18 protein-coding genes, 1 tRNA gene and 2 pseudogenes are annotated in these 25,328 nt (G+C 71.6%); 8 read left to right on the forward strand and 13 right to left on the reverse strand.

Going from position 1 to position 25,328, the window contains the following annotated elements; all coding sequences use genetic code 11:
- Positions 1–208: 208 nt before the first annotated feature.
- Positions 209–877, reverse strand: coding sequence for a DUF3159 domain-containing protein (locus GA0070561_RS22195; RefSeq protein ID WP_091404143.1), 669 nt, complete (start codon positions 875–877; stop codon positions 209–211).
- Positions 878–1,047: 170 nt separating this feature from the next.
- Here GA0070561_RS22195 and GA0070561_RS22200 point away from each other — a divergent pair, with 170 nt between their 5' ends.
- Positions 1,048–1,935 carry a phosphatase PAP2 family protein gene (locus GA0070561_RS22200; protein ID WP_181539442.1) on the forward strand — a complete coding sequence of 296 codons (888 nt, stop codon included), beginning with the start codon at positions 1,048–1,050 and terminating at the stop codon, positions 1,933–1,935.
- Positions 1,936–1,958: 23 nt separating this feature from the next.
- Positions 1,959–2,657: a maleylpyruvate isomerase N-terminal domain-containing protein gene (locus GA0070561_RS22205; protein WP_091404148.1), complete on the forward strand. Its 699-nt coding sequence runs from the start codon at positions 1,959–1,961 to the stop codon at positions 2,655–2,657.
- Between the two features lie 32 nt (positions 2,658–2,689).
- Here GA0070561_RS22205 and GA0070561_RS22210 read toward each other — a convergent pair whose 3' ends face one another.
- The 3 genes from GA0070561_RS22210 to GA0070561_RS22220 all read right to left on the reverse strand — a co-directional run bounded on the left by GA0070561_RS22210 (position 2,690) and on the right by GA0070561_RS22220 (position 5,141).
- Entirely contained in the window at positions 2,690–3,553 is an 864-nt protein-coding gene (locus GA0070561_RS22210) for a DUF1028 domain-containing protein (protein WP_091404150.1), read from the reverse strand.
- A gap of 47 nt (positions 3,554–3,600) precedes the next feature.
- The gene (locus GA0070561_RS22215) at positions 3,601–3,846 is read right to left on the reverse strand and encodes a hypothetical protein (RefSeq protein ID WP_208603824.1); all 246 of its coding nucleotides are present in this window, start codon (positions 3,844–3,846) and stop codon (positions 3,601–3,603) included.
- 92 nt (positions 3,847–3,938) lie between these two features.
- Positions 3,939–5,141 (reverse strand): RNA-guided endonuclease InsQ/TnpB family protein, encoded by a 1,203-nt coding sequence (locus GA0070561_RS22220; protein ID WP_091404152.1) that lies wholly within the window; start codon positions 5,139–5,141, stop codon positions 3,939–3,941.
- Between the two features lie 288 nt (positions 5,142–5,429).
- On the opposite strand from GA0070561_RS22220, the gene GA0070561_RS22225 reads away from it, so the two are divergent.
- Complete coding sequence (locus tag GA0070561_RS22225) at positions 5,430–6,413, forward strand: LLM class F420-dependent oxidoreductase (protein ID WP_091404154.1); 984 nt, start codon at positions 5,430–5,432, stop codon at positions 6,411–6,413.
- Positions 6,410–7,201 carry an SDR family oxidoreductase gene (locus GA0070561_RS22230; RefSeq protein WP_091404158.1) on the forward strand — a complete coding sequence of 264 codons (792 nt, stop codon included), beginning with the start codon at positions 6,410–6,412 and terminating at the stop codon, positions 7,199–7,201. The genes GA0070561_RS22225 and GA0070561_RS22230 overlap by 4 nt, the downstream gene beginning before the upstream one ends.
- Positions 7,202–7,205: 4 nt before the next feature.
- On the opposite strand, the gene GA0070561_RS22235 is transcribed toward GA0070561_RS22230, so the two are convergent.
- From GA0070561_RS22235 to GA0070561_RS34765, 7 genes and pseudogenes are all read right to left on the reverse strand, one after another.
- On the reverse strand, positions 7,206–8,009 hold the full coding sequence (locus GA0070561_RS22235; RefSeq protein WP_091404164.1) for a class I SAM-dependent methyltransferase: 804 nt from the start codon (positions 8,007–8,009) through the stop codon (positions 7,206–7,208).
- A gap of 131 nt (positions 8,010–8,140) precedes the next feature.
- Complete coding sequence (locus GA0070561_RS22240; protein WP_244166375.1) at positions 8,141–10,486, reverse strand: transglutaminase TgpA family protein; 2,346 nt, start codon at positions 10,484–10,486, stop codon at positions 8,141–8,143.
- Entirely contained in the window at positions 10,480–11,652 is a 1,173-nt protein-coding gene (locus tag GA0070561_RS22245; RefSeq protein ID WP_091404172.1) for a DUF58 domain-containing protein, read from the reverse strand. The genes GA0070561_RS22240 and GA0070561_RS22245 overlap by 7 nt, the downstream gene beginning before the upstream one ends.
- A gap of 14 nt (positions 11,653–11,666) precedes the next feature.
- Entirely contained in the window at positions 11,667–12,662 is a 996-nt protein-coding gene (locus GA0070561_RS22250; protein ID WP_091404175.1) for an AAA family ATPase, read from the reverse strand.
- Positions 12,663–12,690: 28 nt separating this feature from the next.
- The gene (locus GA0070561_RS22255; protein ID WP_425255907.1) at positions 12,691–15,315 is read right to left on the reverse strand and encodes a fibronectin type III domain-containing protein; all 2,625 of its coding nucleotides are present in this window, start codon (positions 15,313–15,315) and stop codon (positions 12,691–12,693) included.
- 172 nt (positions 15,316–15,487) lie between these two features.
- Entirely contained in the window at positions 15,488–16,651 is a 1,164-nt protein-coding gene (locus GA0070561_RS34760) for a fibronectin type III domain-containing protein (protein ID WP_425255909.1), read from the reverse strand.
- 1,596 nt (positions 16,652–18,247) lie between these two features.
- Positions 18,248–18,421 (reverse strand): annotated as a pseudogene (locus GA0070561_RS34765) (hypothetical protein); the annotation flags it as partial.
- A gap of 232 nt (positions 18,422–18,653) precedes the next feature.
- On the opposite strand from GA0070561_RS34765, the gene GA0070561_RS22270 reads away from it, so the two are divergent.
- The 4 genes and pseudogenes from GA0070561_RS22270 to GA0070561_RS34335 all read left to right on the forward strand — a co-directional run bounded on the left by GA0070561_RS22270 (position 18,654) and on the right by GA0070561_RS34335 (position 21,188).
- Positions 18,654–18,737, forward strand: a tRNA-Leu gene (locus GA0070561_RS22270).
- A gap of 331 nt (positions 18,738–19,068) precedes the next feature.
- Entirely contained in the window at positions 19,069–19,350 is a 282-nt protein-coding gene (locus GA0070561_RS22275) for an AbrB/MazE/SpoVT family DNA-binding domain-containing protein (RefSeq protein WP_091404178.1), read from the forward strand.
- Complete coding sequence (locus GA0070561_RS22280) at positions 19,343–20,362, forward strand: tyrosine-type recombinase/integrase (protein ID WP_167362459.1); 1,020 nt, start codon at positions 19,343–19,345, stop codon at positions 20,360–20,362. The genes GA0070561_RS22275 and GA0070561_RS22280 overlap by 8 nt, the downstream gene beginning before the upstream one ends.
- A gap of 637 nt (positions 20,363–20,999) precedes the next feature.
- Positions 21,000–21,188, forward strand: a pseudogene (locus GA0070561_RS34335) (hypothetical protein).
- Between the two features lie 125 nt (positions 21,189–21,313).
- Here the strand turns inward: GA0070561_RS34335 and GA0070561_RS22290 are convergent.
- Together GA0070561_RS22290 and GA0070561_RS22295 are read right to left on the reverse strand one after the other, a co-directional pair.
- Complete coding sequence (locus tag GA0070561_RS22290; protein WP_091404181.1) at positions 21,314–23,335, reverse strand: hypothetical protein; 2,022 nt, start codon at positions 23,333–23,335, stop codon at positions 21,314–21,316.
- 65 nt (positions 23,336–23,400) lie between these two features.
- Entirely contained in the window at positions 23,401–25,305 is a 1,905-nt protein-coding gene (locus GA0070561_RS22295) for a hypothetical protein (protein ID WP_141710419.1), read from the reverse strand.
- Between the last annotated feature and the right edge of the window lie 23 nt (positions 25,306–25,328).

The following is a 25,328-nucleotide window of genomic DNA, read 5'->3' on the forward strand; positions in this document are numbered from 1 at the left end:
CGCAGCGGATCGGCTGGCCCACCCCACCGCCCGGACTGGAGCCAGCCGCGAAAAAGCCCAGAAATTCGGGCCGTCGCGGGATCACACCGAGGTCCGTGACGGAGTAACGTACGTCACCGGAGAGGCCGCTCCCCCCGTGGCGGCCTCTCCACTTTTTTGCCCCAAATCCAGCCGCTTCTCTGCCCCGAGCCGGCCGCGTGGGGCCGGCTCAGCGAGGCGGCGCGACCGGGTGGCGCAGCCCCGGGTGCCCGGCCGGCAGCGAGCGCCGCAGCACCACCCAGCTCAGCGCCAGCGCCGCGGCGACCAGCGGCCAGGTCAGCGCCACCCGGGCCACCACCAGCGCGAGCACCTGCCCACCCAGGTAGAGCGGCACGAACACGGCGAGCCGCAGCAGGTAGGTCGCCGTCCACACCCAACTGGCCCGGCCGTACCCGCGCAGCAGCGCCGGGTCGCGCCGCCACCCGGCCCGTTGGCCCAGCACCGCGCCGACCAGCACACCGAGCAGTGGCCACCGCACCACGATGCTGACCGTCCACGCCAGAGCGCTCGCGGCGTTGGACAGCACCTGGATCAGGAAAAAGTTCTCGGCCCGACCGGTGCGCACCGCGATCAACGCCGCGACGCAGACGGCCAGCAGCCCGATCAGCACCGAGCGCGGCCGGTCACCCCGGCGCAGCCGTACGCCGGCCACCACCGCGCCCACGGCCAGCGCCGCGCCGACCCCGCCCCACAGCGACTCGCCGCCCAGCAGCCAGCCCGCCGCGAACGCCAGCGGCGGCAGGGTGGCGTCGATGGCACCGCGTCGCCCGCCCAGCAGATCCGTCAGCGACTCGGCGCGCGCCGGCCCACCCGGACCGGTGTCGGCGCCGGCCCGCACCGGCCCTGCCGACCCCGGGTTATCGCCTTCACGCTGCTCCGGGCCGGGTTCGGCCGGGCCGCTGTCGCGCTCCGGTGTTCCGCTCACCACCGCCTCCTCGCCTCCGGCACAACCTAACCGGCGATTGGCGGCGGGCCACCGCTCGGACCGCCGACACCTGCCGCTACGGTGTGCGGATGCGCGCGACGGCACGGGGTTGGACCGCGGTCTGGTTGGTCGTACTGGCCCTCGTCCAGGCGGCCGCCTTCCTCGCCGTGTGGCGGGTGGCCGTGCACCTTGAGATCGGTCAGTGGGTGGACACGGTCGCCCTCACCGGCAACCGGATCGGGCAGGACACCATCGACGGTCCGGTCGACCGGATCCTCAACGCCATGTCGGTGGTCTCGCTGGTGGCCGCCACCGCGACGATCGGGTTCATCGCGCTGATCCGGGGGCGGATCGCCCTGGCGATCACCGCGACCCTGCTGATCGCCGGAGCGAACGTCACCACCCAGCTGCTCAAGTACGGGCTGAGCCGGCCCGACTACGGTGTGGACCCGGAACGCGCCGCGGTGGGCAACAGCCTCCCGAGCGGGCACGCCACGGTGGCCGCCTCGGTGGCGGTCGCGCTGATGCTCGTGCTGCCACGCAAGGTGCGCGCCGTCGGTGCCTTCATCGGTGCCGGCTACGCCGCCGCCGCCGGAGTCGCCACCCTCTCCGCCGGCTGGCACCGGCCCAGCGACGCGGTCGCCGCGTACCTGGTGGTGGGTGTGTGGGCGGCCTTGGCCGGGTTGCTGCTGCTGGTCACCCAGCGGGAGCAGGCCGAGATCGCTCCCGGCGACGCGCACCGGGTCGCGGCGCTGGTGCTCGGGCTCGGTGGTGTGCTCGCCCTGGTGGTCTGCGGGCTCTCCCTGTCCTGGCTGCTCGACCTGCGCGGCACCGGGCCGGAGGAACTGGCCCGCCGCCCCCTGTTCGTCGGGTACGCGGGCAGCGCCGCCGGGATCGCCGGCACGATGGCCGTGGTGATGGCGTTGGCGCTCACCGTCGTGCACCGACTGGTGCCCAGGGTCAAGGGCTGAGCCGGCATCAGGAGGATCCGCGGATGATCGGGAACCTGGATGCCCGCAGCCTGAGGGACCCCGTCCGCGTGGCGTTCTCCGCCGAGTGCGCGCAGCTCACCGAGATCCTGGCCGAGCTGGTCGACGCCGACCTCGACCGACCCACCGACTGCCCGCCGTGGACCGTCCGGGAGTTGATCGCCCACATCCGCACCGGAGTGGGCCGGCTGGCCGACATGCTCGCTGCGCCGGCCCCGCCACGCCCCGAGGTGGACGCCGCGGGCTACTTCGGCAGGGCGAAGTTCACCCCGCAGGTGGACGCCGACCGGATCGCCGGTGGCCGGCAGGACGCGCGACAAGTGGACCGAGCAGCGCTGGCGACCGAGTTGGACCGGGCCTGGCGCACCACCGACGTGGCGGTCGCCGCCGCGCCAACCGATCGGGTGGTACGCACCCGGCACGGCGACGCAATGCTCCTCACCGAGTTCCTGCGGACCCGGGTCGTCGAGGTGGGTGTGCACGGTCTGGACCTGGCCGCCGCGCTGGGCCGGCCGCCATGGCTCACCCCGCAGGCGTCTGCGGTGATCGCCGACCTGCTCACCGGCGGGAAACCGACACCGGCCGTGCTGCGCTGGGACGAGCTGACCCTGATCCGCAAGACCACCGGCCGAGCGGCGTTGACCGACCCGGAACAGGCCGCGATCGGCGCCGCCGGCTTCCGCTGGCTAGCCTTCGGCCGCTGACCCTGGTCGCGGCCGGCACCGGCCGTGGCCTGTCAGCTCGCGGCGCGGGGTGCGGGAACGTGCGGGGCGACACCGCGCAGGTGCGTCAGCACCACCGGGTCGATCCGCCCCGGCACGAGCCGCTCCTCCAGGTTCTCCAACCCGGCCCAGGACACCAACGCCGCCTCCGTGCCGTCGTCCGCCACCGGATGACCCAGCGCGCCGAGCAACGCCGCCACCTCGTCGGCGACCGCGCCGCTCAGGTCGAGCAGGGTGGCCGGGTCGGGTCGGCCGAACAGCATGGTGTGCACAGTGAGCAGTCGACCCAGCTCGGCGACCGGGTCCGGGTGGTCGTCCACGCGCAGGTCCACCACCACGTCGCTGGTGCCGCCGTACCCGCCGCCGCGCTCGACCACGAGCAGGCCGGCGCTCTGCCGGCCACGCCGGTCGCCGCCGGCCTCGTCGCCGGCCCGCAGCGCGGCGACCAGCCGCTCGGCGAAGGGCAGCGCCGTTCCCGCCAGCCAGGCTTCGCCGAGGGCGTCGACGACCTCCGGGCCGGTGAGCACGTTGCCCTGCGCCGCCCAGCCGTCGCCGGTCCGCCCGCCGGCCCACGGGTGGCAGGCCGGCCCGGTCCAGCTGGCGCCCGAGCCGGTGGCCCCCACGACGCCGAGCTGGCGGTGCTCCCGCTCGGGGTCGGCGGCGATCAGCCCGGCCACCACGTCGGCGGCGGCCACCCCGGTGCGCAGCAGGGTGAGGCCCTGCGGGCGGTAGGCGAGGTTGACGTGCGCCTGGGTGGCCAGCGCGCCCACCTCGGCGGCGGCGGCCGGCACCAACGCCCCGGCGGCGAGGAACTTGCTGGCGACGGCCACGCCGTGCAGGCGGCCGTCGGCGGAGCGGGCGACGAGCGAGAAGGTCACCGGCCGAGAGTAGCCGTCCGCGCCGGCGCGACGTCGGCTCGCGAGGCTCAGAACGGTGGGGCGGCGGCCTCCGGTGGGGCACCGTGGGCGCGACGGGCGTCGACCACCGCGACAGCGGCCAGCACCAGCACCCCGACCGTGGTCGCGATCACACCGGGCAGGTACAGCAGCGGCACCGACGACGCCCCCAGCACCGTGAGGGCGATCCACCGGGACGGGGAGATCCGGCCGAACACCTCGTACTCCAGGCGGGCCCGGCCGGCCAGGAACAGGACCGGTCCACCGAGCACCATGGCCAGCCAGGGCCCCGGGATCCGCTCCAGCGGATGATTGATGATCAGCTCTTGACGCCCTCTCCGCCCTGAAGGGCGGAGATTCCGGTCTGCTACGCCCCCGAAGGGGCAAGCTCCCGGTGGGTTACCGCTTCCCTGCGCGGTGCCGGCACGGGTGCCGGTCTTACCTGCGCTCCACGGTCGTTGAGGTCCGCCCGTCCGGCGGCCCTGATGTTCTTGGCGGCGTTCACGTCTCGGTCGTGCAGGCTGCCGCATGGGCAGCCCCACGTCCGGACGTTGAGCGCCATCTTGTCGTTGATCCGGCCGCAGTCCGAGCACATGCGGGTCGACGGGAAGAACCGATCTACCCGGGCGAAGGTGCGCCCATGCCGGGTGGCCTTGTACTGCAGCATGGCCGCGAACTGCGACCACCCGGCGTCGTGCACCGACTTCGCCAACCGTGTCCGGGCGAGACCGGTCACGCACAGGTCCTCGACGAACACCGCTTGGTTGTCGCGGATGATCTGCGTCGAAAGCTTGTGCTGCCAGTCCCGCCGGGTGTCGGCCACCTTCGCGTGGGCGCGGGCGACCTTCCGGACGGCCTTCTTGCGGTTGTTGCTGCCCCGCTGCTTGCGGGACAAGTCCTGCTGCAACCGGCGCAGCTTGCGGGCTGCACGGCGCAGGAACTTCGGCGCGGCCACCTTCGTCCCGTCGGACATCACTGCGAAGTGCGTCAACCCCAGGTCGATGCCGACCTCCGAGTCCAGCTCGGGCAACGGCTGGTCGGCGGTCTGCACGACGAACGAGGCGAAGTGCCGACCGGCGGCGTCTCGGACCACCGTCACCGACGTCGGCGCAGCCGGCAACTCCCGCGACCAACGGACTTCCAGGTCGCCGATCTTCGGCAGCCGCAGTCGACCGTTGTCGAGGATCTTGAACCGGGCGTTGGCGGTGAACCGGACGGCCTGCCGGCTGTCCTTACGGGACCGGAACCGGGGAGCGGCGACCTTGCGACCCTTGCGCTTGCCCGACAGCGAGGCGAAGAAGGTGCGGTAGGCCTTGTTCAAGTCCGCGAGGGCCTGCTGCAACACCACCGATGACACCTCGCCCAGCCACGCCCGCTCCGGGGTCAACTTGGCCACGGTAACCCGCTTGGACAGCTCGGCGTCCGTCGGATACGGCAGGCCAGCCTCGTGTGCTTCCTGTCGCACGCGCAGCCCGTCGTTGAACACCACCCGCGCGCACCCGAACGCCTTCGCCAGCGCCTCGCGCTGGGCGGCATCCGGGTAGAGCCGGTAGTTGTACCGAAGCTGCACGCCTCGAGTCTGCCATTGGTCTATGTCTGATCTCGGAGACGTCCGCACTGGTAGTCCTGCAGCAGTACATCGAGCAACAAAACCGTCCGGTCTAGGGCACGATCGGGCCTTGACGGCCCTCCCGCGCGGGCTTTCACCACCGCCCTGAAGGGCGGTGCACTAGCCCGCATTTCGGTAGCACTACCCGCCGGACCGCACGGCTGGAAACCGGTGATTCTGCCCAACCCGGGGATCTTGCTCGGAACCCGCGTCAACGGGCACGATCGACCGGTGACGAATCGATGGGGCATGACGGTGCCGCTGGGCGGAATCGCGCTGGCGCAGCACGACGCGGCCTATGCGGCCCTCGACCGGGCCGGGTTCACCGACGTCTGGTCGTCCGAGGTCGCCGGGACCGACGCGTTCACCCCGCTGGCGCTCGCCGCGGCCTGGCAGCCGGGGCTGCGGCTCGGCACCGCGATCACACCGGTCTTCACCCGGGGCCCCGGGTTGCTGGCAATGAGCGCGGCGGCGCTGGCGGAGGCCGCGCCGGGCCGGTTCTCGCTCGGCATCGGCGCGTCCTCACCCGTGCTGGTACGGGACTGGAACGCGGTGCCGTTCGACGAGCCGTTCCGCCGCACCCGCGACGTGCTGCGTTTCCTGCGCGCCGCGCTGGCCGGCGAGACCGTCGACGAGGCATACGACACGTTCACCGTCCGCCGGTTCACGCTGGAACGACCGCCAGCGGTGCCGCCACCGATCCTGCTCGCCGCGCTGCGCCCGGGGATGCTCCGGCTGGCCGGCGCGGAAGCCGACGGAGTCATCCTCAACTGGCTCAGCGCCGACGACGTGCCGCGCGCCCTCGCCGAACTGGGCGAGCGCCGCACCGGCTTCGAGGTCGCCGCCCGGATCTTCGTCTGCCCCACCGAGGACGCCGCGTACGCCCGGGCGCTGGGCCGTCGGCTCATCACCAGCTACCTCACCGTCCCGGCGTACGCCGAGTTCCACCGCTGGCTCGGCCGCGACGAGGCGCTCGCGCCCATGTGGGCGGCCTGGGCCGCCGGTGACCGGCGCGGGGCCAGCGCGGCGGTGCCCGACGAGGTGGTCGACGCGCTGGTGCTGCACGGCTCACCGGAGCGGTGCCGCGCCGAGGTGCGCCGCTACGCCGACAACGGGGTGGACGTGCCGATCGTCGCGCTGCTGCCCACCCCCGAGGTCACCGCCGGCGGCGCGACCGCGCTGCTCAGCCTCATCGCCCAACTGGGCACCAACTCCGTGGAGGCGTCCGCGTGAACCTCACCGACCGGATCGTGGTGGTCACCGGCGGAGCCGGCGGCATCGGCGCGGCGCTGTCGCGCCGGTTCGCCGCCGAGGGGGCCGCCGCCGTGGTGGTCGCCGACCTGGACGCCGACGCGGCCGACGCGGTGGCCGAGGGCATCGGCCCGGTCGCGCACGCCATCGCCCTCGACGTCACCGACGAGGAGCAGGTCCGCGACCTGGTCGCCGACACCGAGGAGCGGTACGGCCGGATCGACCTGTTCTGCGCCAACGCCGGGGTGACCACCGGCGGGGGAGTGGAGGTCGACGACGCCGGCTGGGACCGCTCCTGGCGGGTGAACGTGCTGGCCCACGTCTACTCGGCTCGCGCGGTGCTGCCCGGAATGCTGGCCCGGGGCGGCGGGCACCTGCTGCACACCTGCTCCGCGGCCGGTGTGCTGACCGCGGTGGGCGACGCCGCGTACACCGCGACGAAGCACGCGTCGGTGGGGTTCGCGGAGTGGCTGGCCATCACCTACCGGGACCGGGGCATCCGGGTCAGCGCGCTCTGTCCGCAGGGGGTGGACACCCCGATGCTCGCCGACGGGCTCGCCGAGGGTCACCTCGGTGCCCGGGTGGTCGCCGCGTCCGGTGCGGTGCTCACCCCGGACCAGGTCGCCGACGCGGCCATCGCCGGGCTGGCCGAGGAACGGTTCCTGATCCTGCCGCACCCCGAGGTCGCCGACTACGCGCGCCGCCGCGCCGAGGACCCGGACGGCTGGCAGGCCGGCATGCGCAAACTCATCCGCCGGCTGACCGCCTGACCCGCTACCGCGCCGGAACGCGTCCGACGGCCAGGAGGTGAGCACTGGAGCTGATCAGCGCCGGCTCGCTGCTGTAGAGCCGGGCGAGGTCCAACGCGGCGGCGAAGACCACGTCCTGCGCCGGCCCGTTCGCCGCCGCCTCCGCCGCCGTCCAGGCCGGGCCCTCCACCCCGTGTACGACGACATCGGTCAGCCCCACGGCCGCGCACTCGTCGGTGATCTCCTCGACGCGGTGGAAGTAGGCGTGGGTGAAACCGATCCGCGGATCGTTGACGCCGTCGCTCAGCAGCGCCCTGGCCTCGTCGAGCAGCCTCTCGTCGAGTCGTCCGGTGGCCGCGAAGTCCAACGGGCCGGCGAAGCGGGAGATGACGGCGGCCACGACGAGACCGCCGGGGCGGGTGACCCGGACCGCCTCGCGGAGGGCCTGTAGCCGGTCGGCGCGGCGGACCAGGTGGTAGAGCGGGCCCAGCAGCAGCGCGGCGTCATACCCACCGTCGGCGTCGGGAAGCGCACGCGCGTCGCCCACCTGTGCCTCGACCGGAGGGTGCCCATCGCGGGCCTGCGCGACGTGGCTCGGCACCAGGTCGACGAGACGGACCTGGTAGCCGGCGGCGACGAGGGCCCGCGCGTACTCGCCGGTGCCCCCACCGATGTCCAGCACCCGGGCGCCCGGACCGGGCAGGAGATCCCGCAGGAGCTGCGTCGTGCGGATCCACTCCAGTCGCGCCTGCGGGCGGGCGGTGAGCCGCTGGTCCTCGCGGTAGCGCTGCGTGTAGTAGTCGACGATCTCGCTCGAATGCTGATCCACGCTCTGATGGTCACCGGTGTGCGGCGCGCGGGCCAACGGATTTCACCCGGGCCCTGCCGCCGCTCACCCTGCCGCCGGTGATCAAGAAGTTTGCGTCAGAAGTGGACCCGCGGTCGACGCAAAGCTCTTGATCAGCGCGGGGAGCGGCGGGCGCGGCGCAGGGGAGTGGGGTGCACGGACCAGAGCAGGCGGCGCCACCAGGGGCGGGCCGAGCGCAGGGTGGTCACGTAGGCGGTGGCCACCTCGGCGGCGCGAGCCGCCTGGTCGGGCGTCGCGGCGCCGGGGGCGAAGCCCACCTGATTGAGCAGGGCCGCCAACTCGTCGACCGCCAGGTTGGACGCGCCCACCGCCGCTGTGCCGCCGATGGAGGCGTCGACGGTCGTGTCGTGGCCGGTCGTGCCCGCTCGGGCGTCGGCGAGGGTCTGGCGGGCGTGTCCGGCGATCTCGGTGGCGGCCAGGTCGTCCCCGACCGGTCTCCCGGCCAGCCGGAGCGCGTCGGTGACCTCCCGCCAGGCGCCGGCGATGCGCTGGCCGGGGTCGCCCCGCACGAGCCGGCTGCGGGTGAGGGAGCGGCGCATCGCCAGCAGGGTGAGCAGGAGTGCGCCCACCACCAGCAGCAGACCGCCGCTGCCGCCGGCGACCAGCACCGGGGTGGAGACCCCGTCCGGGCCGGGCGGGGCGTCGGCGGCGTCCGCCGGCTCCGGTGAGGCGCTGGGCTCGACGGTCGGTGCTGGCGCCTCCGAGGGCGGCGGGTCCTCCGGCGTCGGGCGGAAATCCTCCTCCACCGGTCTCGGTTCGTCGTTGGGGCGGGGCAGCGGGTCGAACGGCACCCAACCCAGCCCGTCGAAGAGCACCTCCGGCCAGGCGTACGCGTCACCGGCCAGCACCGGCCCCTGCCCGCTGGTCCGGAAGCCCACCACCACCCGCGTGGGCAGCCCGGAGAGCCGGCCGAGGACCGCGAAGGCCGCCGCGAACTGCTCCGAGGTGCCCTCCTGCCCGCCGCCGTTGCGGGGCCCGAACAGGAAGAAACCCAGATTCGGGTACGCGTGCCCGCTCGGCGCGTCCGCCACCACCCGGTAGTGCTCGGCCAGGAACTGCTCGATCGCCAACGCCCGTGCGAACGGCGCGCCGTTCTCCTCGGCGAGTTGGGTGGCCAGCCGGCGCATCGGCTCGGGCACCCCGTCCGCGACCCGCAGCACCCGGGCCACCTCATCGCCGGCGGGCACGTTCGCGCTGGCCAACAGGTTCGAGTCGGGGCGTTCCTCGGCCGAGGTCACCGTGTACCGCAGCCCCGGCGTCAGCCCTTCCGGTCGGATCAGCGTCCCGCTCGCCGGGTCGTACGCCACCCGCGCCCCACTGACCTCCCGGGGTGTCGCCACGGCGGGTAGCAGCCGGCCGCTCAACTCGGCCACGCTGATCTGCTGCCGGACCGTCTGTACGGTGCTGTCCCGGGCCGCGGTCGCGGCCGGCAGGATCCGCCCGGCGTTGCGGTACGTCGCGCCGACGCGCCAGGTCACCCCGTCGTAGTCGCTGAGCACCGCCAACCGGATCCGCACACTGCGCGCGGTGTCCGCCGCCGGGTCCGCCTCGGGCGGTGCGTCGGCGGGCGGTGCGTCGGGGCGTTGCGTGCTCACGTCGAGGAGCTTCTGCTCCGGGTGCAGCGCCCAGCCGGAGATTCGGATCAACGGGTTCTCGTCGAGCGTCTGCACCTGCGGCGGCTCCACGTACCGGCGCGGGTCCACCGGCCGGCCGTCGACCTGCTCCGCGACGACCGGGCCGAGCAACGCCACCAGCCCGACCACCACTGCCACCCCGAGCGCCGCGCTGGTGGCCAGGCGCAGTCGCACCGCCGCGCGTACCCGGGGGGTCAGCTCGGCGGTCGGATCGCCGCCGCCGGGCGTGGTCCGGGTGGGGGTCGCCAGGCCGAGGGCCGCGACCGCGACAAACGCCACTGTCGACCCCAGCGCCGGTTCGGCGTTCGGGCCGACCACGTAGAGGGCGGCGGCGTAGAGCCCCGCCGCCGGCAGGTAACCCAGCAGCACCCGGCCGGTGCGCAGCGCCACCTCCGCGCCGGTCAGCCCGGCCAGCCAGGCCGCGACGACCGGCACCAGTACCGTGTCCGGGGTGGGCTCCACCGGGATCATCGCGGTGAGCAGCCGGGGGATGCCGTTGCGGGCGGCGTCCGCGGTGACCTCCAGCAGGCCGCCGGGCAACTCCGCGCGGGTGGCGGCCAGCCGCAGCGACCACAGTGTCCAGCCGGCCATCGCGGCGACCGACACCGGTGCCACCAGCCAGGACGGCAGCCGCCGGGCGGCCACGCTGACCAGCACCGAACCCGCCGCCGCGCCGACGACCAGCCAGGTCAGCAGGCCACCGGCGTACACCCGGCCGAGCACCACCCCGGCGAGCGCCGTCAGCCCGATCAGCGCCAGCGGCAGGACCGCCGCCCGCAGCACCCGTACGGCGCCCGTCACCACCGGCGTACCCCGTCCCACTCGGCGGCGAACTGCGCGCCGTCGGCCGCGTCGACGACAACCAGGCCGGCGGCACCCGGCGGCGTCGGCTCGGCCGCGCCGAACACCCCGACCACCACCGACGGGTACGCCCCGCGCAGCGCCCCGACGTGGCCCAGCTCGTCGCGGCCACCCGGCCCGGTCAGGAAGATCAACGTGTCGCCGAGCCGGCCCTGCCGCAGCCGGGTGGTGGCCGCGCGCACCGCGTCACCGTCGGCGGACAGGTCGGCGGCGGCGAGCCGGTCCAGTGGCCCGAGCGGGCCGTCGGCCTCGCCGTCGGGCCCCGTGGCCTCGGCCGGCTCCGCGGCGGCCAACAGCAACAGCACCGGCAGGTCGGCGCGGTGCGCGGCGGTGACGATCGACGCCGCCGCCTCACAGGCCGACTCGAACGACTCCGCCACCCCGCCGACCCGCTGCGGGTGCGCGGCGGCGCGGTTGTCCAGCAGGACGACCAGGCGCGGCAGGCTGGTGTCCACGTTCTCCCGCACCATCAGCTCACCCACCCGGGCGCTGGTGCGCCAGTGCACCCGGCGCAGCTCGTCGCCGACCACGTACTCCCGCAGCGAGTCGAACGTGATCGACCCGTGCGGGACCCCGTCCACCCGGCCGTCGAGGCTGCGCCCCGCGCCTCTGGGCACCGCCGTCAGCGGATGGATCCGGGGGTGCACCCAGACCGGCACCGCCGCGCCGTACGGGCGGGCCAGCGCCACCAACCCCAGCGGGTCGCGTCGGATCACCCGCAGCGGACCGACCGGCACCACCCCACGACGGTCAGTCGGCACGTCGTAGCGGACCTCGGTGTCCCGGCCGGGTCGCAGGCGCAGCACCGGCACCGGCACGGTCCGCTCCCCGCACCGGTCCTCGGCCAGCAGGTTCGCCGAGCGCAGCCGCCCGGTGTTGCGCACGGTCAGGGTCATGCTCGCCGGCTCGCCGCGCGCCACCCGGTCCGGGTCTGCGCGGCGGGTCACCGTCAGCCGGGGTCGCCAGGCCGCGACCAGCGCGGCGTAGCCGACGGCCGCGCCGGCCGCAGCGCCGAGCAGCGTCAACTCGGGGTACGCGAACCGGAAACCCACCCCCAGCAGCACCACGGCGGCGACGAGCAGCCCGACCCCACGGGCGGTGATCCCCATCGCGCTGCTGCCGGTCAGCCCTGCACCGGAGCGGGTTGCCCCGAGGGCAGCGGCACCGGCACCGAGGCGACGGCCTGGCGCAGCACCTCCGCGGGGGTCATCCCGCGCACCTGGGCATCCGGGGTGAGCAGCAGCCGATGTGCGAACACCGCCTCGACCAGCGCCTTCAGATCCTCCGGCATGATCCAGCCCCGCCCGTCGATCAGTGCGTACGCGCACGCCGCGCGGGTCAACGCGATCACGCCCCGGGGGCTGACCCCGACGCGTACCTGCGGGTGGGTGCGGGTGGCCGCGGCCAGCCGGACCGCGTACGCGTAGAGCGGCTCGGCGATGTGCACCCGGCGGGCCATCCGGACCATCTCGCCGACGGTGGCGGTGTCGGTGACCGGGGCGAGCGCCTCGGGGGACCGCACTGTCGCGCCGCGCAGCACCTCGACCTCGACGGCCTCGTCCGGGTACCCGACGGAGAGCTTCACCAGGAAACGGTCCAACTGCGCCTCGGGCAGCCGGTAGGTGCCGTCCATCTCCACCGGGTTCTGGGTCGCGACCACCAGGAACGGCGACGGCACCGGGTGCCGGACCCCGTCCACTGTGACAGTGCGCTCCTCCATCACCTCCAGCAGCGCCGACTGGGTCTTCGGCGACGCCCGGTTGATCTCGTCGGCGATGACGATGTTGGCGAAGACCGGCCCCGGGTGGAACTCGAAGTCCCGGGTCGCCTGGTTGAAGATCGTCACGCCGGACACGTCCGAGGGGAGCAGGTCGGGCGTGAACTGGATGCGCCGCCACTCGCCCTTCACCGTGGCGGCGACGGCCCGCGCCAGGGTCGTCTTACCGACCCCGGGCACGTCCTCCAGCAGCACGTGACCCTGGGCGAAGAGCGCGGTCAGTGCCAGCCGCACCACCTGCGGCTTGCCGAGCACCACCGCGTTGACGTTCTCGGCCAGCCGGGCGGCCAGGGCGGCGAAGCCCTGCACCTCCGGCTGGGTGAGCGGCTCGTGGGTGTTCACGGTCGGTGGTGCTCCTCGCCTGGTGTCCTCAGCAGGTGGGCAGGACGTTGATGGTGTCGCCGCCCTCCAGGTTGAGCCAGGCCCAGGGGATGTAATTCTTCCCCTCGTAGTTGACCTGCACCCACCAGGTGCTGCGCTTCTCATTGTTGTAGATGTAGGCGTAGACCTCTTCACCCGACTTCTTGCAGTACGCCTGCAGCCGGCTGCCGGGCTTCGCCCAACCCACCTGCTTGTCGTTGTCCTGCCGGGCGACCGAGAAGATCTCGTTGCCGTTGCGGCCTTCCCTGTCCCGGTCACAGTAGGTCGACTCGGGGCCGGACGCCCCGTTGCGGCAGGTCGCGATCCCGTACAGCGGCTGCGTCTTCTGGGCCCGCGTCGCGGTGCCCTTACCGGCGGCGTTGCTCGCCGTCACCGTGAAGGTGTAGTCGGTGCCCGGCGTCAGGCCCGTCATCGTGATGCTGGAGCATGCCCCGGCCTTCGGCGTCTGGCCCGGCCTGCTCAGCGTGCAGGTGGCCTGACCGCCACCGGCGTCCACTGTGAACGTGACAGTCGCCCCGGTGGCCGTCGACGACGAGCCGGTCACCGTGACCCGTGGCTCGGCCACCGTGCGGGCGGTGGCGGTGGCCTCCGGGCCCGGCCCCGCCTCGTTGACCGCCTTCACCTTCACCGTGACGTTCTGGCCGTTGCCCAGCCCGGTGACTGTCGTGCGGGTGTCGGTCACCTCGCTGACCCGCCCACCGACGTCCACCAGGTACTTCGTCACCGGCCGACCGTTGGCTTCGGCCGGTGCCCACTGCACCGTCACCGCGCCCGGCTGGTTGGCGACAGTGCCGGCGCGCAGGTTGAGCGGCCGACCGGGCGCCGCGAAGGGCACCACCGTGTTGCTGACCGGGGAAGCCGCCGACCCGGCGCCCTTGCTGTTGACCGCCACCACTGTGAACGCGTACTGGGTGCCGAACTCCAACTCACCGGCGGGCACCACCAGCTCCGTCTTGGTCGACTCACCGGCCGGCGCGTTCGTCCCCGCCGAACTGGCCGTCACCGCGTACCTCGCGATGGTGTTGCCCTGCCCGTTCGCCGCCGGCCACTTGACCAGCACCGTGCCGTCCGGCCGTTCCTGGGCGGTGACGCTCGCCGGTGGGTCGGGCACCGCGGCGGTCGGCGTCACCGGGTTGCTGTTGCGCGGCGGGCCGTCGCCCTTGGCGTTGACGGCGTGCACCGCGAACCGGTACGTCTCGCCGTTGGTCAGGCCCTTGACCTCCACCGCCCGCTGGTTCGCGCCCACCTCCAGGCGCTGCCCGGCACCCTGCACCACGTACTTGATGATCTCGGCGCCGTTGGCGGCGGCCGGACGCCAACTCACCCGCGCCTCGGCGTTGCCGGCGGCAGCCGTGACGCTGCGCGGCGCGCTCGGCTTGCCCACCCGCGGCTTCTTCGGCGGAGGCGGCGGCGGGGGAACCGGCGGCGGGTCACCGCCGAGCACGTCGTTGGCGTACTTGTTGACCTCGCGCACCTGGTGCTTGTCGTCCACCACCCGCGCGGTCGCCGAGTCGGGGGAGTTGATGAACAGGTGGTTCTCCCGGACCTCCAGCTCCAGCGGCCCGTTGGCCCGCCCGCGGATGGTCTCGACCAGCTGACCCGCCGCGTCGAAGGAGTAGATGGTGCCGGTGGCCTCGTCGGCGCAGTAGAACCGGTTCGCCCAGGCCACCGCCGGGCTGAGCCGGTCCCCCTCACCCGGCACGGTGAACCCGCTCTCCTGCCCACCGTCACCCACCAGCAGCACCCGCCGGTCGGCGGTCACCGTGACCGGCACCCGTGGGCCGCTGGTGCGCGCGGGCAGCGCCGCCGGGCCGGACAGCGTCAGCGCCGTCGGGTGCACCTCACCGCGCTGCACCCGCACCAGCTTCCCGGCCGTCCGGTCGAGCACCGCCACCCCGTCGTCCAGGGTGGAGACGACCAGATCGTGGCTGGCATCGGCGACGTCGTACGACTCGACTTGCTGCGGGCTGAGCCCAGCACCCGCGGGCGCGGCCGACGCCGGCGCGGACGGCAGCTTGGCGGCGGTGATCGCCGAGACGGTGCCCTGGCTGGGCACCGCGATCCAGAGTCGACCCTTACCGTCGAAGGTGCCGCCGGTGATGCCCGGCGGATAGCGCACCGGCTCGCCGACCGGGGTCAACGATCGCGGGTCGAGCTGCCGGACGATGCCCTGCACGGCGTCGACGACGAACGCCGCGTCCTCGTGCAGAGCGACACTCACGCCCAGGCCGGGGGTGGTCCGGGTGGTCGCGCTGAGCTGGAGGGTGGCCAGGTCCAGGGAGCTGACCTGCCCGGTCTGCAGGTCCCGCAGGATCAGCAGCCGGTCGGTCTGGGTGATCTGCATCGGATGCTGCCGGGCACCGGGGATCTCGGTGCGGGTGTCCACCCGGGCGGTGACCCCGTTGACCCGGGCCAGCTCGCTGCGCGCCGCGCTCCACAGCCAGGAACTCGCGTCGTAGTTGGCCACCGCGTTGTCCGCCGCGCCCAACCCGAGGACGGTCAACCCCATGGCGGCCAACAGCGCGGCCACCGTGCCCATGGTCACCAGCCCGCCGCGCAGCCGGGACCGGGAGCGGGGGGCCTCGGTCTGTACGGCGTCGTCGATGCTGGCCACAGCCGGCTGCCTCCCCTGAGTCGTGGCAGGTGGAGCGCCTTCCGGCGACCCCTCCCCTGAGCCGGGTGCCATCATATGGCGCTGGTGGTGGCGGGGGAACCCGCACCGTCACCCCTGTGGATACCGAGAGTGTGCGTTGTGGACGTCCAGCTCAGCCCGGTTTCGGCTCGGCTCAGCGCGGCGACGCCCGGCCGGAGGGCTCCCCGCTCGACGTGGCTTCGCGCTCGCGCGCGGTGCAGACCTGCCCGGAAGTCGCAAAGCTGTCAGTGGAGTAGACCGCCAACACGGTGAAACAGTGATCCACTCGGGAGTTCAACCCGTTGACCGTGTAGCTGGTCCGTCCCGGGTCCACGGTGGCGATCACGCCCAACGCCTGCCCGGCCCTGCCCGCGGCGACCATGAACGGCACCCCGCCGCCGGTCGGGTCCGTCCAGGTCAATGTGATCGTGGCCGAATCGTCGCGCAGCTTCAGGTCGCCCGGCGGAAGCCCGGCCGCCGTCGGTGCCGCCGCCGTCGGCGCGGTCCCGGTCGGCGGCGGGTCGTCGCGGGTCAGCATCACCGCACCGAGGCCGGCCACCGCCACGACGGCCACCCCGGCCGCCACGACCGCGCCGATCAGCGCCGCCCGGTTGCGGCCCGTCGACCCACCCTCATCGACGTACGCCGGCCGGTACGCGTCCGGTGCCGGGTGGTACTGCTGACCCGGGTACGGCGCCTGGTGCTGGTCCTGGCTGTACGGCGCCTGGGGCGGCTGGTGGTGGTACTGCTGGACCGGTGGCGGTGCGGCCGGCGGCCCCAGCGCCGGGTCGGCGCCCGGTGACCAGGCCGGTTGCGCAGCCGGGTTCGGCTGGGCGGCAATGGGGCTTGCCTGAGCGAGGCTCGGGTCTGCCTGGGCGGCGGTGAAGTGCGCCTGGGCGGCACCGGGGCTTGCCTGCGCGGGGGCAGGGTTCGCCTGCGCGGCTGTCGGGGCGGGCTGGGCGGCGGTGGGCCAGCCCGGACCGGTCTCCACCCCGGCCGGGCCGCCTTGCGCCGGAACGGACGGCAACACCACGGTCTGGTCGGACAGCGCGCTGCGGGCCCGCTGAGTCGGCACCACCGGGGCGTCGAGGATGCCCAGCCCGGAGTCGCCGTCCGCACCGGTGCCGCCCGCGTCCATCCTGGTCGGGGCGGACGTGCTCTGCCCGGCGGTGACGGCCTGCGCAGCCGCCGTGGTCTGCGGAGGTGTCGTGGTGTGGGTGGGGGAGTCGGCACCTGGATCTGGCAGGGGCTGCGGTGGGGCGCTGCTGCTCCAGGGCGGTGCGGTCAACCCCCAGGGCGGTACGGGTGGTGCGCTCACCGGAGGCGCGGAGACGGGTGGTTCGTAGGGCGGCCCGGAGACAGGCGGCCCGAAACCGGGTGGTGCGGACACCGGGTAGGTGTGCCCGGGTGGTGCGGATACGGGTTGGCCGTCGCTGGGTGGTGCGGATACGGGCTGGCCGTGGCTGGGTGGTGCGGACACGGGCTGGCCGTAGCCGGGCGGCACGGGTTGGCCGTAGCCGGGCGGCACGGGTTGGCCGTAGCCGGGCGGTGCAGATACAGGTGGGCCCCAGCCGGGCGGTCCGGAGACGGGTGGGCTGTAGCCGGGTGGTGCGGAGACCGGGTATGGCGGGGCCGGTGGTCCCGAGACCGGGTACGGCTGGCTGGGGGGAGCGGAGATCGGAGGCGGGGTCACCGGCGGTGCGCTGATGGGCTGGGCCGGTGGTCCGCTCACCGGGTACGCCGGCCCCGGGTGGCCAACGGTCGGGGAGGGCCTGCCCGATGATGTCGCCTCGGCGCCGGACACGTTGTGCGATTCGCTCGGCGCGGTTGACCGGGCGGCGGCTCGGGCGGCCTCCTCGGCGAGCAGTGGCTCGATCTGCCGTACCCGGATCGTGGGGTTGTCCCAGCGAGGTGCCGGCACGGCCGGTGTTGCCGGCGGGGCGGTCGACGCCGGGGCGGTCGGGGTTGGCGGCGGGGGTACCACCGGCGGGGTCCCGTGGCCACCAACCCGTTGACGTGGTGCCACGGGCGGCCCGGACGGCGGTCGGTCTGGTGACCCTTGCCCGGCCGGCGTCGTCGGCGCGCCTTCAGCCCTCGGCCGGGGCATCGGGCCGGCCGCTGGCCGGGACGGTCCGGGCGGTTGCTCATCCGGGCGTTGACGGGGTGGCATCGCACGCTCGGGTGGTTGCTCATCGGTGCGCCGAAGCGGTGAATGCGCGTTCGTGGGGGGTTGCCCGCTGACGCCCGAGCCGAGCGACATCGCATTCGCCGGCAGTGGCGCGTCGGCGCGCGGGCGGGGCGGCGTCGCAGGTCTGGGTGCGGCCGTCGGCGGGCCGGGCTGCGCTGGCGCGATCGAGGGAGCTGCCGGCTGAACGGGCGTCGCCCGAGGGGCTGGGACCGGTGCCGGGGTGGGGTGGCCGGGCGACGTGTGTGTGGCTGGTGCGCGTACCTCTGGAGGGGTTTGTTGGGGTGCGGTCGGCGGTTGCGGCGCCCAGGGTGAGACGGCGGGCGGCGGGCCACCGGCGGAGGGCCGCATCGCGGCGAGGGTCGCCAGCGACAGGGTCGGGCCGGAGAGCGCCGACCGGGCGCCGGGCTCGGTCACCGGGCCGACCGCGGCCGGACCGGACGTCGGCGCGGAGTGCTGCTCGCCCGCCGTCGAGGGGGGTGGGCCGAGGTAGTCGCGGGCTGCGCGTACCGCCGGGTGGTTCTCCCCCAGTGCGGCGGGACCGGCGGTGGCGACGCGGGTGTAGTTGCGGCGGGCCTCGTGCCGGTTGCCGAGTTCCTCCGCCACCTCGGCGAGCTCGAAGGCGAGCGCGAGCATCAGCGGGTCGGAGTGCTCCCAGCGCCGCTCGCCCGCCGCGAACGCCTCCTCCAACACCCGGCGGGCGGCGAGCGGGTCGTCCCCCTCCCGGTGCAGCCGTGCCAGCAGGTGTGTGGTGTGCAGCACCTCGGGATGGTCGTCACCGTATGGCGGAGGAGCGGATTCGATGGCCTCCGCGAGCAGTTGCCGGGCGGCGCTGAGGTCGCCCGCGGCGCGCAGGGCGAGGGCTCGGTGCTGGGCGGCTGCCAGGGGGGAGGGATGGGACACGTGGCAATGCTGCCGTCAGAGGGCCGCCGGACGCTACCCGGACACGCCCCGACGGTGTGTCGGCGCGGCCGTTTTGAGGCGGCTTGATCAGCGGCGGAAGCGCCGGGGGAGAGGCGCCGGAAGGCGATGTGCATGATCCACGAGCGGCGTGTACAGTAACTCCCCGTGCGGCCCGCTGTGCTGACCACCGGATGAAAGATCATCTGGTCGGCGAGGTAGGCTGAACGTGTAGGTCCGGGTGGCGGAATGGCAGACGCGCTAGCTTGAGGTGCTAGTACCCGTATAGGGTGTGGGGGTTCAAGTCCCCCCTCGGACACGAGTATCTTTCATTTGTGCACAGTATGACGTAGCGGTGGTCAAGTATGCTTGACCACCGCCGAAGCTCCTACGACACAGGCGCCGGCGCTGCCCCTCGTGACAGGCCTCCCGGAGCGAGAGCTGCGACAACACACGCCAGCTCATCTGTCATCCCCGCTGTTGCCCTGCCCGGTCAGCAGACCAGCGCACGTGGTGCTCCTGGTACTCCTGCCGCAGCGATGAGACGACCGCCGCTACCCCTTCCAACCCTCGCCGCCACCCGCAGTCGCCTGGCTGTCTACGGACTGGTCACGCTGAATGCGCACGGCCGGATCGCTGATCGGTCGGCGATGAAGGTGCTTCAGTGGGCGCCCGGACTGCGATTGAGCATCAGGGAGCGCCATGGGCTGATTGTGGTTTCCGCGGATCAACAGGGCGTCTTCAAGGTGGCCAAGGAAGGTCATGTCCGGCTGCCGGCGGTGGTTCGCCAGTGGTGCGGCCTCGCCGCCGGTGACCGCGTACTTATCGTCGCTGAACCGGCCAGCGGACGGCTGGTAGTTCACCCGCCGGCGAAGCTCGACGAGCTGATCACCCAGGCTCACGACGCGGTGTTCGGGGGCGAGCATGAGTGATACCGCGGCGAATCGTGCTGAGTTGGACGCGGCTCGGCTGCTTCTTGCTCGGATGGGCATCTCGCCTGCTGAGCTGTTGGACGCTGCGGTGGCTCGGCCTCCGTCGCCGACCTTTGCCGAGTACGTCCCGGTGGTGGCGGCTGCGGTCACGGCGGGGACGCGGCGTGCCTACGGCTCCTATTGGAAGCGGGTGGTGGAGCACTGGGGGCATCGAAGATTGGACGAGCCCACTCCGTCGGAGATCGAGCAGTTGGCGGAGTACGTCAAGACGCACGTGGTGGCGCGGCGGAACGCCCGTGGAGGTCGAAGCGCGGCGGAGCATCTGATTGCCGCCTTGCGTTGTCTTTACAAGAGGGCAGTCGCTGATGGTTTCATCGTTGCTTCGGACAACCCTGCATTGAAGGTGGCGAAGCCGCGACGGCTGCCGAGCACGCGCAGGGCAGTGGCGGATACCCGGCTGGCCGAGATCAACGAGGTTGCAGCCAGCACGGGCGACGATCCGGCGCTCGACACGTTGCTTCTGCGGTTGCACACCGAGACGGCGTGTCGACGCGGTGGCGCGCTGGCGCTTCGTCCGGCCGATTTGGATCCGGATCAATGTCTGATCCTGCTGCGAGAGAAGGGGGACTCAAGGCGGTGGCAGCCGATTTCTCCGACGCTGATGCGGTACCTGCAACGGCATGCTGAGGAGCGGGGTGCGACGGAGGCGGGGCAACTGCTGCGCTATCGGAGTGGGCAGCCCATCACATACCGGCGTTATGACCATCTGTGGGTGCGGATCGGCGAGCACCTGCCGTGGGTTTACACACAACAGATCAGCACACACTGGTTGCGTCACACCACGCTGACCTGGGTGGAAAGGAACTTCGGCTACGGCGTCGCACGAGCCTACGCCGGTCATTCGGAGGGCGGTAGTGATGCTGGCACTACAGCCACCTACGTGCGGGCGACGATGCAGGAGATCGCCGCAGCGTTGTCGGCGCTCACAAATGAGCCGCATCCCCTGAGTTAATTGTGCGGTGGGACCTGGCCTTGCGGGGTTGGGTCCCACCGCGCCGTGCGGCGGGATTAACAGAACCTTCTTCCGCCAGCCCGCTGTGGACGGCAGCAGGTCTTTCTAGCCCGAAACATCGCCCTGAATAGGGCAGATGTTGTCAAGCGGCGGGCACTAGACGGGGCGCTGGCCGGTACACGGTAGCTGGGCCACCGACAGCTTCGCGCCGAAACCCGCCACGGGGTGCGGCGCTCTCAGCCGGGCTTGCGGCCTTGGTCAGGGCCGGTTTGACGACGCCGACACGGGCTTGCCCCATCGACTCGTCGGCACTTTATCCGTCGCCTCACGGGCTCAAATACCTTGATCGGCGCCGGCGAGCAAGTTGCCGTCGCAGGCAGTGCTCGGGTCGCGTGACCAGGTCTTCCACCAAACCGCCAGCGGTGTGGGCACGGATCCTGGTCGGGTCGGCGAGGTCACCGCTCGAGCTGCCGGACACGGCCGCGTGCAGGTGGAACAGCTTTGGCCGCAAGCCACTGACCTCCGGTCCCTGCGGCGGCACGTTCCGCTGCGGGAACCGCTTCCTCTCCACGCCGTTCGGGTCGGAGGTGATCCTGTACGCCGGGCTGAGCCCGCGCCAGTTACCTACCGTCGGGCTATGGAGGAGTTGCTGCGGGGGCAGGCCGAGGTGGTCACCGGCGATAGGGAAACCGTTGTGTAGCGGGCCTGCCTGTATGAGATCACGCCCGAGCTCGGGCGACGACACGGGCGTGACCTGCGGTTGTACCGGCATCGCCCCGACTACTGCGAACCCCACGGCCGGGGCGGCGAGGACCGGTGCGAGTAAGTCTTGCGCACGGCCCCGCCGCCACCCGCCCTCGAACATGCGTACGATCACCGCGTGCAGGCAGTGATCCGACGGTGGCGGCAGTTTCTTCTCGGCCGCAGTGCCGCTTGGATGCCAGCTCGCTGCTAGGAGGTGACCCGGGCCCGTTTGGTCAGCTCCGAGGGCGTCAGGCGGCCTATCGGCAGTACACCGATTGCGACGAAGCGCGGAGTCTCCGTAGGGCTACGCGACCGCCATGTGCTCCACACGCTGTCCTCAAGGCTGGTGTAGCCCTTGGAGTGGTCACTGTGATCGCCTAGGAGAAGGATGCAGAATGGCGGTGTAGTCGCCGTGTAGTTGACGGCTTGGGCCAGGTATTTGTTTTCGACTTTCTCCCGAGTCCACTTGTTCTCGTGCCGTTTCACCTCCACCACGAACCGCATGCCGAGTTCGGGAGTGTACGTGATGTCGGCACGCCCTGATGCGACGTCGATGACCTCCCGCTGCACACTGCCGGCTTCGAGCATTCCGGCAAGGTATTGCAGGCAGTCGTTCTGCAGATCCTCCTCAAGCCACAGCTTGCCCTTGGGGTGCGGACCGAGATACGCAGTGACACCACCCAATAAATCTGCCTGGGCGTTGAAGCGAAGGTGCAGGAACCGAAGAACGTGGTTCAGCAGGGCGCTGAAGTAGCTTCGCGCGGGTTCCTCCCACTTCGGGCTCTGCACTAGTTGTCCATGAAGCTGCGCTAGCTGAGTATCGAGCAGGAGGTCGCCGGTGAGTGCGAACCCTCTCTCGTGCTCTTCTAGGAGCCCACGCACTTTTTCCTTCAGGACCTCGTCAGTCCCATTGAGCAGCGAGCCCCAGGGCCCCTGCCCGGCCTCGGATTTTCCCGGCGGCTCCGCTGAGGACCCAGAAGCGAGCGCGTGTTGCCGCGCGGAGATTCTCTGGTCGAGTTGAAGAGCGTCGGGGTGCTGCGCCAACTGCGGGTCGTGCTTGAGGCCTTCTCTCAGGTGGTGCAGGAGTCCCATCTCTCGTATGAACGCTGCCTCAATCGGCGGGGAAATGAGTCTCTCCAGGCTGTTGTCGGCCCCCGTGACCGCGTAGACCGACCTGCTGGCTCGATAGACCTGCAGCACCCCTGCCAGGACCTTGCTTGCGTCGAGCCAACTCGGCTGCAGCAGCCAATTTCCTGCGTTGCGAAGTGTCGCCACCAGTTCGAGCCAGGATGCTTCAGTATGGCCTCTAGCCTCTAGCCAGGGAGGCTGGTGCATCCGCGCGGACCACGCGACACGCTGAGAGACGGCTTTGTCAAGATCATGTGCGAGAGAGGCGAGCCGGTCCTGCACATCGATGTCTGGCTGCTGCTCGAGTTCGGTGAACGTGAAGAGCGCTTCCAAGGCAAGTCGGTAGGCTCGAGCGTCTAGGCGTGCTTCTTCCGCATGTTCAACGGCTTGCAAAAGGATGGCCGCTGAGCGGAGCAGACGCAGAATTTCCTGCTGGTTGTCGGCGTGTAGTCCAGCCCGTAGCGTCGCCAAGGCCAGTTCGTAGCGGGCGTCGTTCCGAGTTGCCGGCGGCAGCGACTCAGCATTCTCAAGGGCTTGGAGTACCTTGATCAGGCCGGCGTCCTCGTAGTGGTCGTGCGCGATGCCGATCAGCAGTGGTAGCCGCTCGAGGGCCTCAGCAGGCTCGGTCCCGTCGATCTCCGTGAGCAGAAGCAGGAGGCGGTGGTGATTGGTGTGTTCCCCCAGCGATAGAAGCAGCAGGCCCGCAACGGCGTCGTGTGCGAACGCTGGCGCTTGTTCGCCAGCAAAGGCGTCCTCCGCGTGTCGCAACAGGGCCTTCGCGGTGATGGTGGCGTAGGAGTCGAGGAGAGCCGGCTGGCAGCACAGGAGCTCGATCGCTTCGGCGAGTACCCAGGCAGCGGAAGGAGCCATGAGTCCAGCGGATATGGCGGGCTTCAGAACCTTTCTGATGTCCTCCGCATCGTGCGTCTGGTGGGCCAATGCCTGGAGAAGGTACGGCAGCATCGGTCCTGCGGCTAGGGCTTCCGCCTCGGCCGAGACGGTCTCGCTGCCGCCGAGGTCGTCGAGGCTTGGGCCGAGCTCGAGTTGCTCCTCGGTGGCGCGCGCTGCCCACTCGGAGAGAGCGGCTTCGACGGAGCCCATCGCGTCCTCCTCGGTCAGCGGTGCGATCTTGAGGTCCTGCGTAGTCAGCTAATCATGTTTCGCCTCTAGAACATGTAGTCGCCTTTGCTGGTGATGATCCTTTCCTCGGGCAGCACGTCGCCGATGTATTCCGGTTTGGCCGTCGTCAGGATGACCTGAAGCCCGGGCAGGTCGTCGCTTAGCCGGTTCAACTCCCTGACCAGCCGCGTCGCGTCCGAGGTGGTCACCTCCTCGCTGCCAATCGCATCGATGAGCAGGAGGCCGGGATGGGCCGGCACCCCACGTTGCGTGCTGACCCGAAGCATGGCTATCACCATGGCGATCCGCACCCGTAGACGTTCCCCAGGTTGGAAGTCCGGGAATGCGGTCTTCTCGCCGCCCTTGACGGCGTTTAGGTTTCCGTTGCGCTTGACGTCAACGGAGTCGAGGTTGGGCACGCCGAAGTCGCGAGCGAGTGCGACTATCTGGCGGTCCAGTTCCGGGAACAGGTAGTCAGCGGCCTCTTTGACGACGCCCCCGAGAACCTTGATGACCGCGGCCAGGACCTGCTCAGTTGCGTCAGGCGTCGGCTCGGGCAGCGCCCCATCAGGAGATCCGGTGGCTTGCAGTTGTCCTTCCAGCCGCGCCGCACGGATTTCGAGGTCGCGCTGCGCGCGGTACGCCGTCGCGACGCGCACCTCATCCAGTCGCTGGACAGCCTCGTTGTGGCTCCGTTGGGACTCTGTCAGGATTCGCGTGCGCTCGGCAAGGTCCTCCTTAGCCTTCCCGCGCGCCTCCTGCTGTCCTGCCAGTTCCTCCTCCAGCTCGTGGATGCGCGCTTCGGCGAACTCCTCGTCCACCTGACGCATAGGCCGGGCACATACGGCACAGGACGCATCTTGGCGCTCCGCGTCGTGTCGTGCAGGCTCGATCGGTTCCTCGCAGCGTGGACAACAATCCGGGTCGAGAAGCCCAAGCACCCGACGGGCCTGCCAGGTCTCCTTGGCGTCCATCACCTGCTGCCCGGCAAGAAGACATGCTTGATCAGCCCTAACCTTCAGCTCCTCGGCGTCGGCATGGGCTAAGCGGGCTGCCCGAAGGTCATCAAGGGCGCTGTCGACGGCCGCGATCGCATCAGTGATGAGAGGGTCAGCCGCTCGGTTCGCATGCTCCAGCTGCTTGCGAACCTCGCTCAACTCGTCTTGCCACTGCTTCCGCTCGTCCTGTCGGGCCGTCCGGTCCGACTCAGCACGGTGGGCTGCTTGCCTAGCTGTCTTGTTGAGGCGCTTCTGTGCGGTGTTCAGGGAGGAAAGGATGCCGGCGTAGGGAAGGCCGATGAACAGGTCCAAGAGCTTGGCGGGCAACCATCTCAGATTCGCAATGTCCCCGAGGAGCAGCTTGTTACCACCATGATTGAGGTAACACGCGCCAAAGTAGGCCGCCCAGCCATGATTCTGTGAGGCGCCTCCGCCATCGAGTCCCCCTGTCGGATCCCAGATCGACGTATATCCGAGGCCGAGTGCTTCCATCATGAAGGTGCCGATGAGCTTCTCGATTTCGGCCTCGCCCTCGGCCTCGGCGAGCAGGTGGAGGCTGTCGTCCTCCCCGGTGACGAGTTCGTCGGCGGAGCCGGCCGAGAGGATGCTGCACGAGAGATCCCCGTACGAGCCCTGGACCAGGATCACCCGTACTGCCTGCCCGCTCACCACGACATCGACGATGATGCGGCGAACCCAGGCTCGCACGTCCGGGGCGATCTCTCGCGGAGCGCCGCGGAGCGCCCACACCAGGAACTCGAGCAGGCTCGTCTTCCCGACGAAGTTCTTTGGAAACATGATTGCCCACACGCCGGGGCCGATCGTCCGATCAATGGTGAACTCGGTGCCGTCGTTCTTGACGCCGTTGACCCTCAACCGCTGGACGTCGATTCGCCGGGTTGCCGGCACCGGGCTGGGAAGGGCTATGCCGGCTTCCGTCAGCACCGTCTCCACGTCGGCAACGTCCATAGAACATT

It is taken from the genome of Micromonospora saelicesensis (genome assembly GCF_900091575.1).
Taxonomy (GTDB): Bacteria; Actinomycetota; Actinomycetes; order Mycobacteriales; family Micromonosporaceae; genus Micromonospora; species Micromonospora saelicesensis.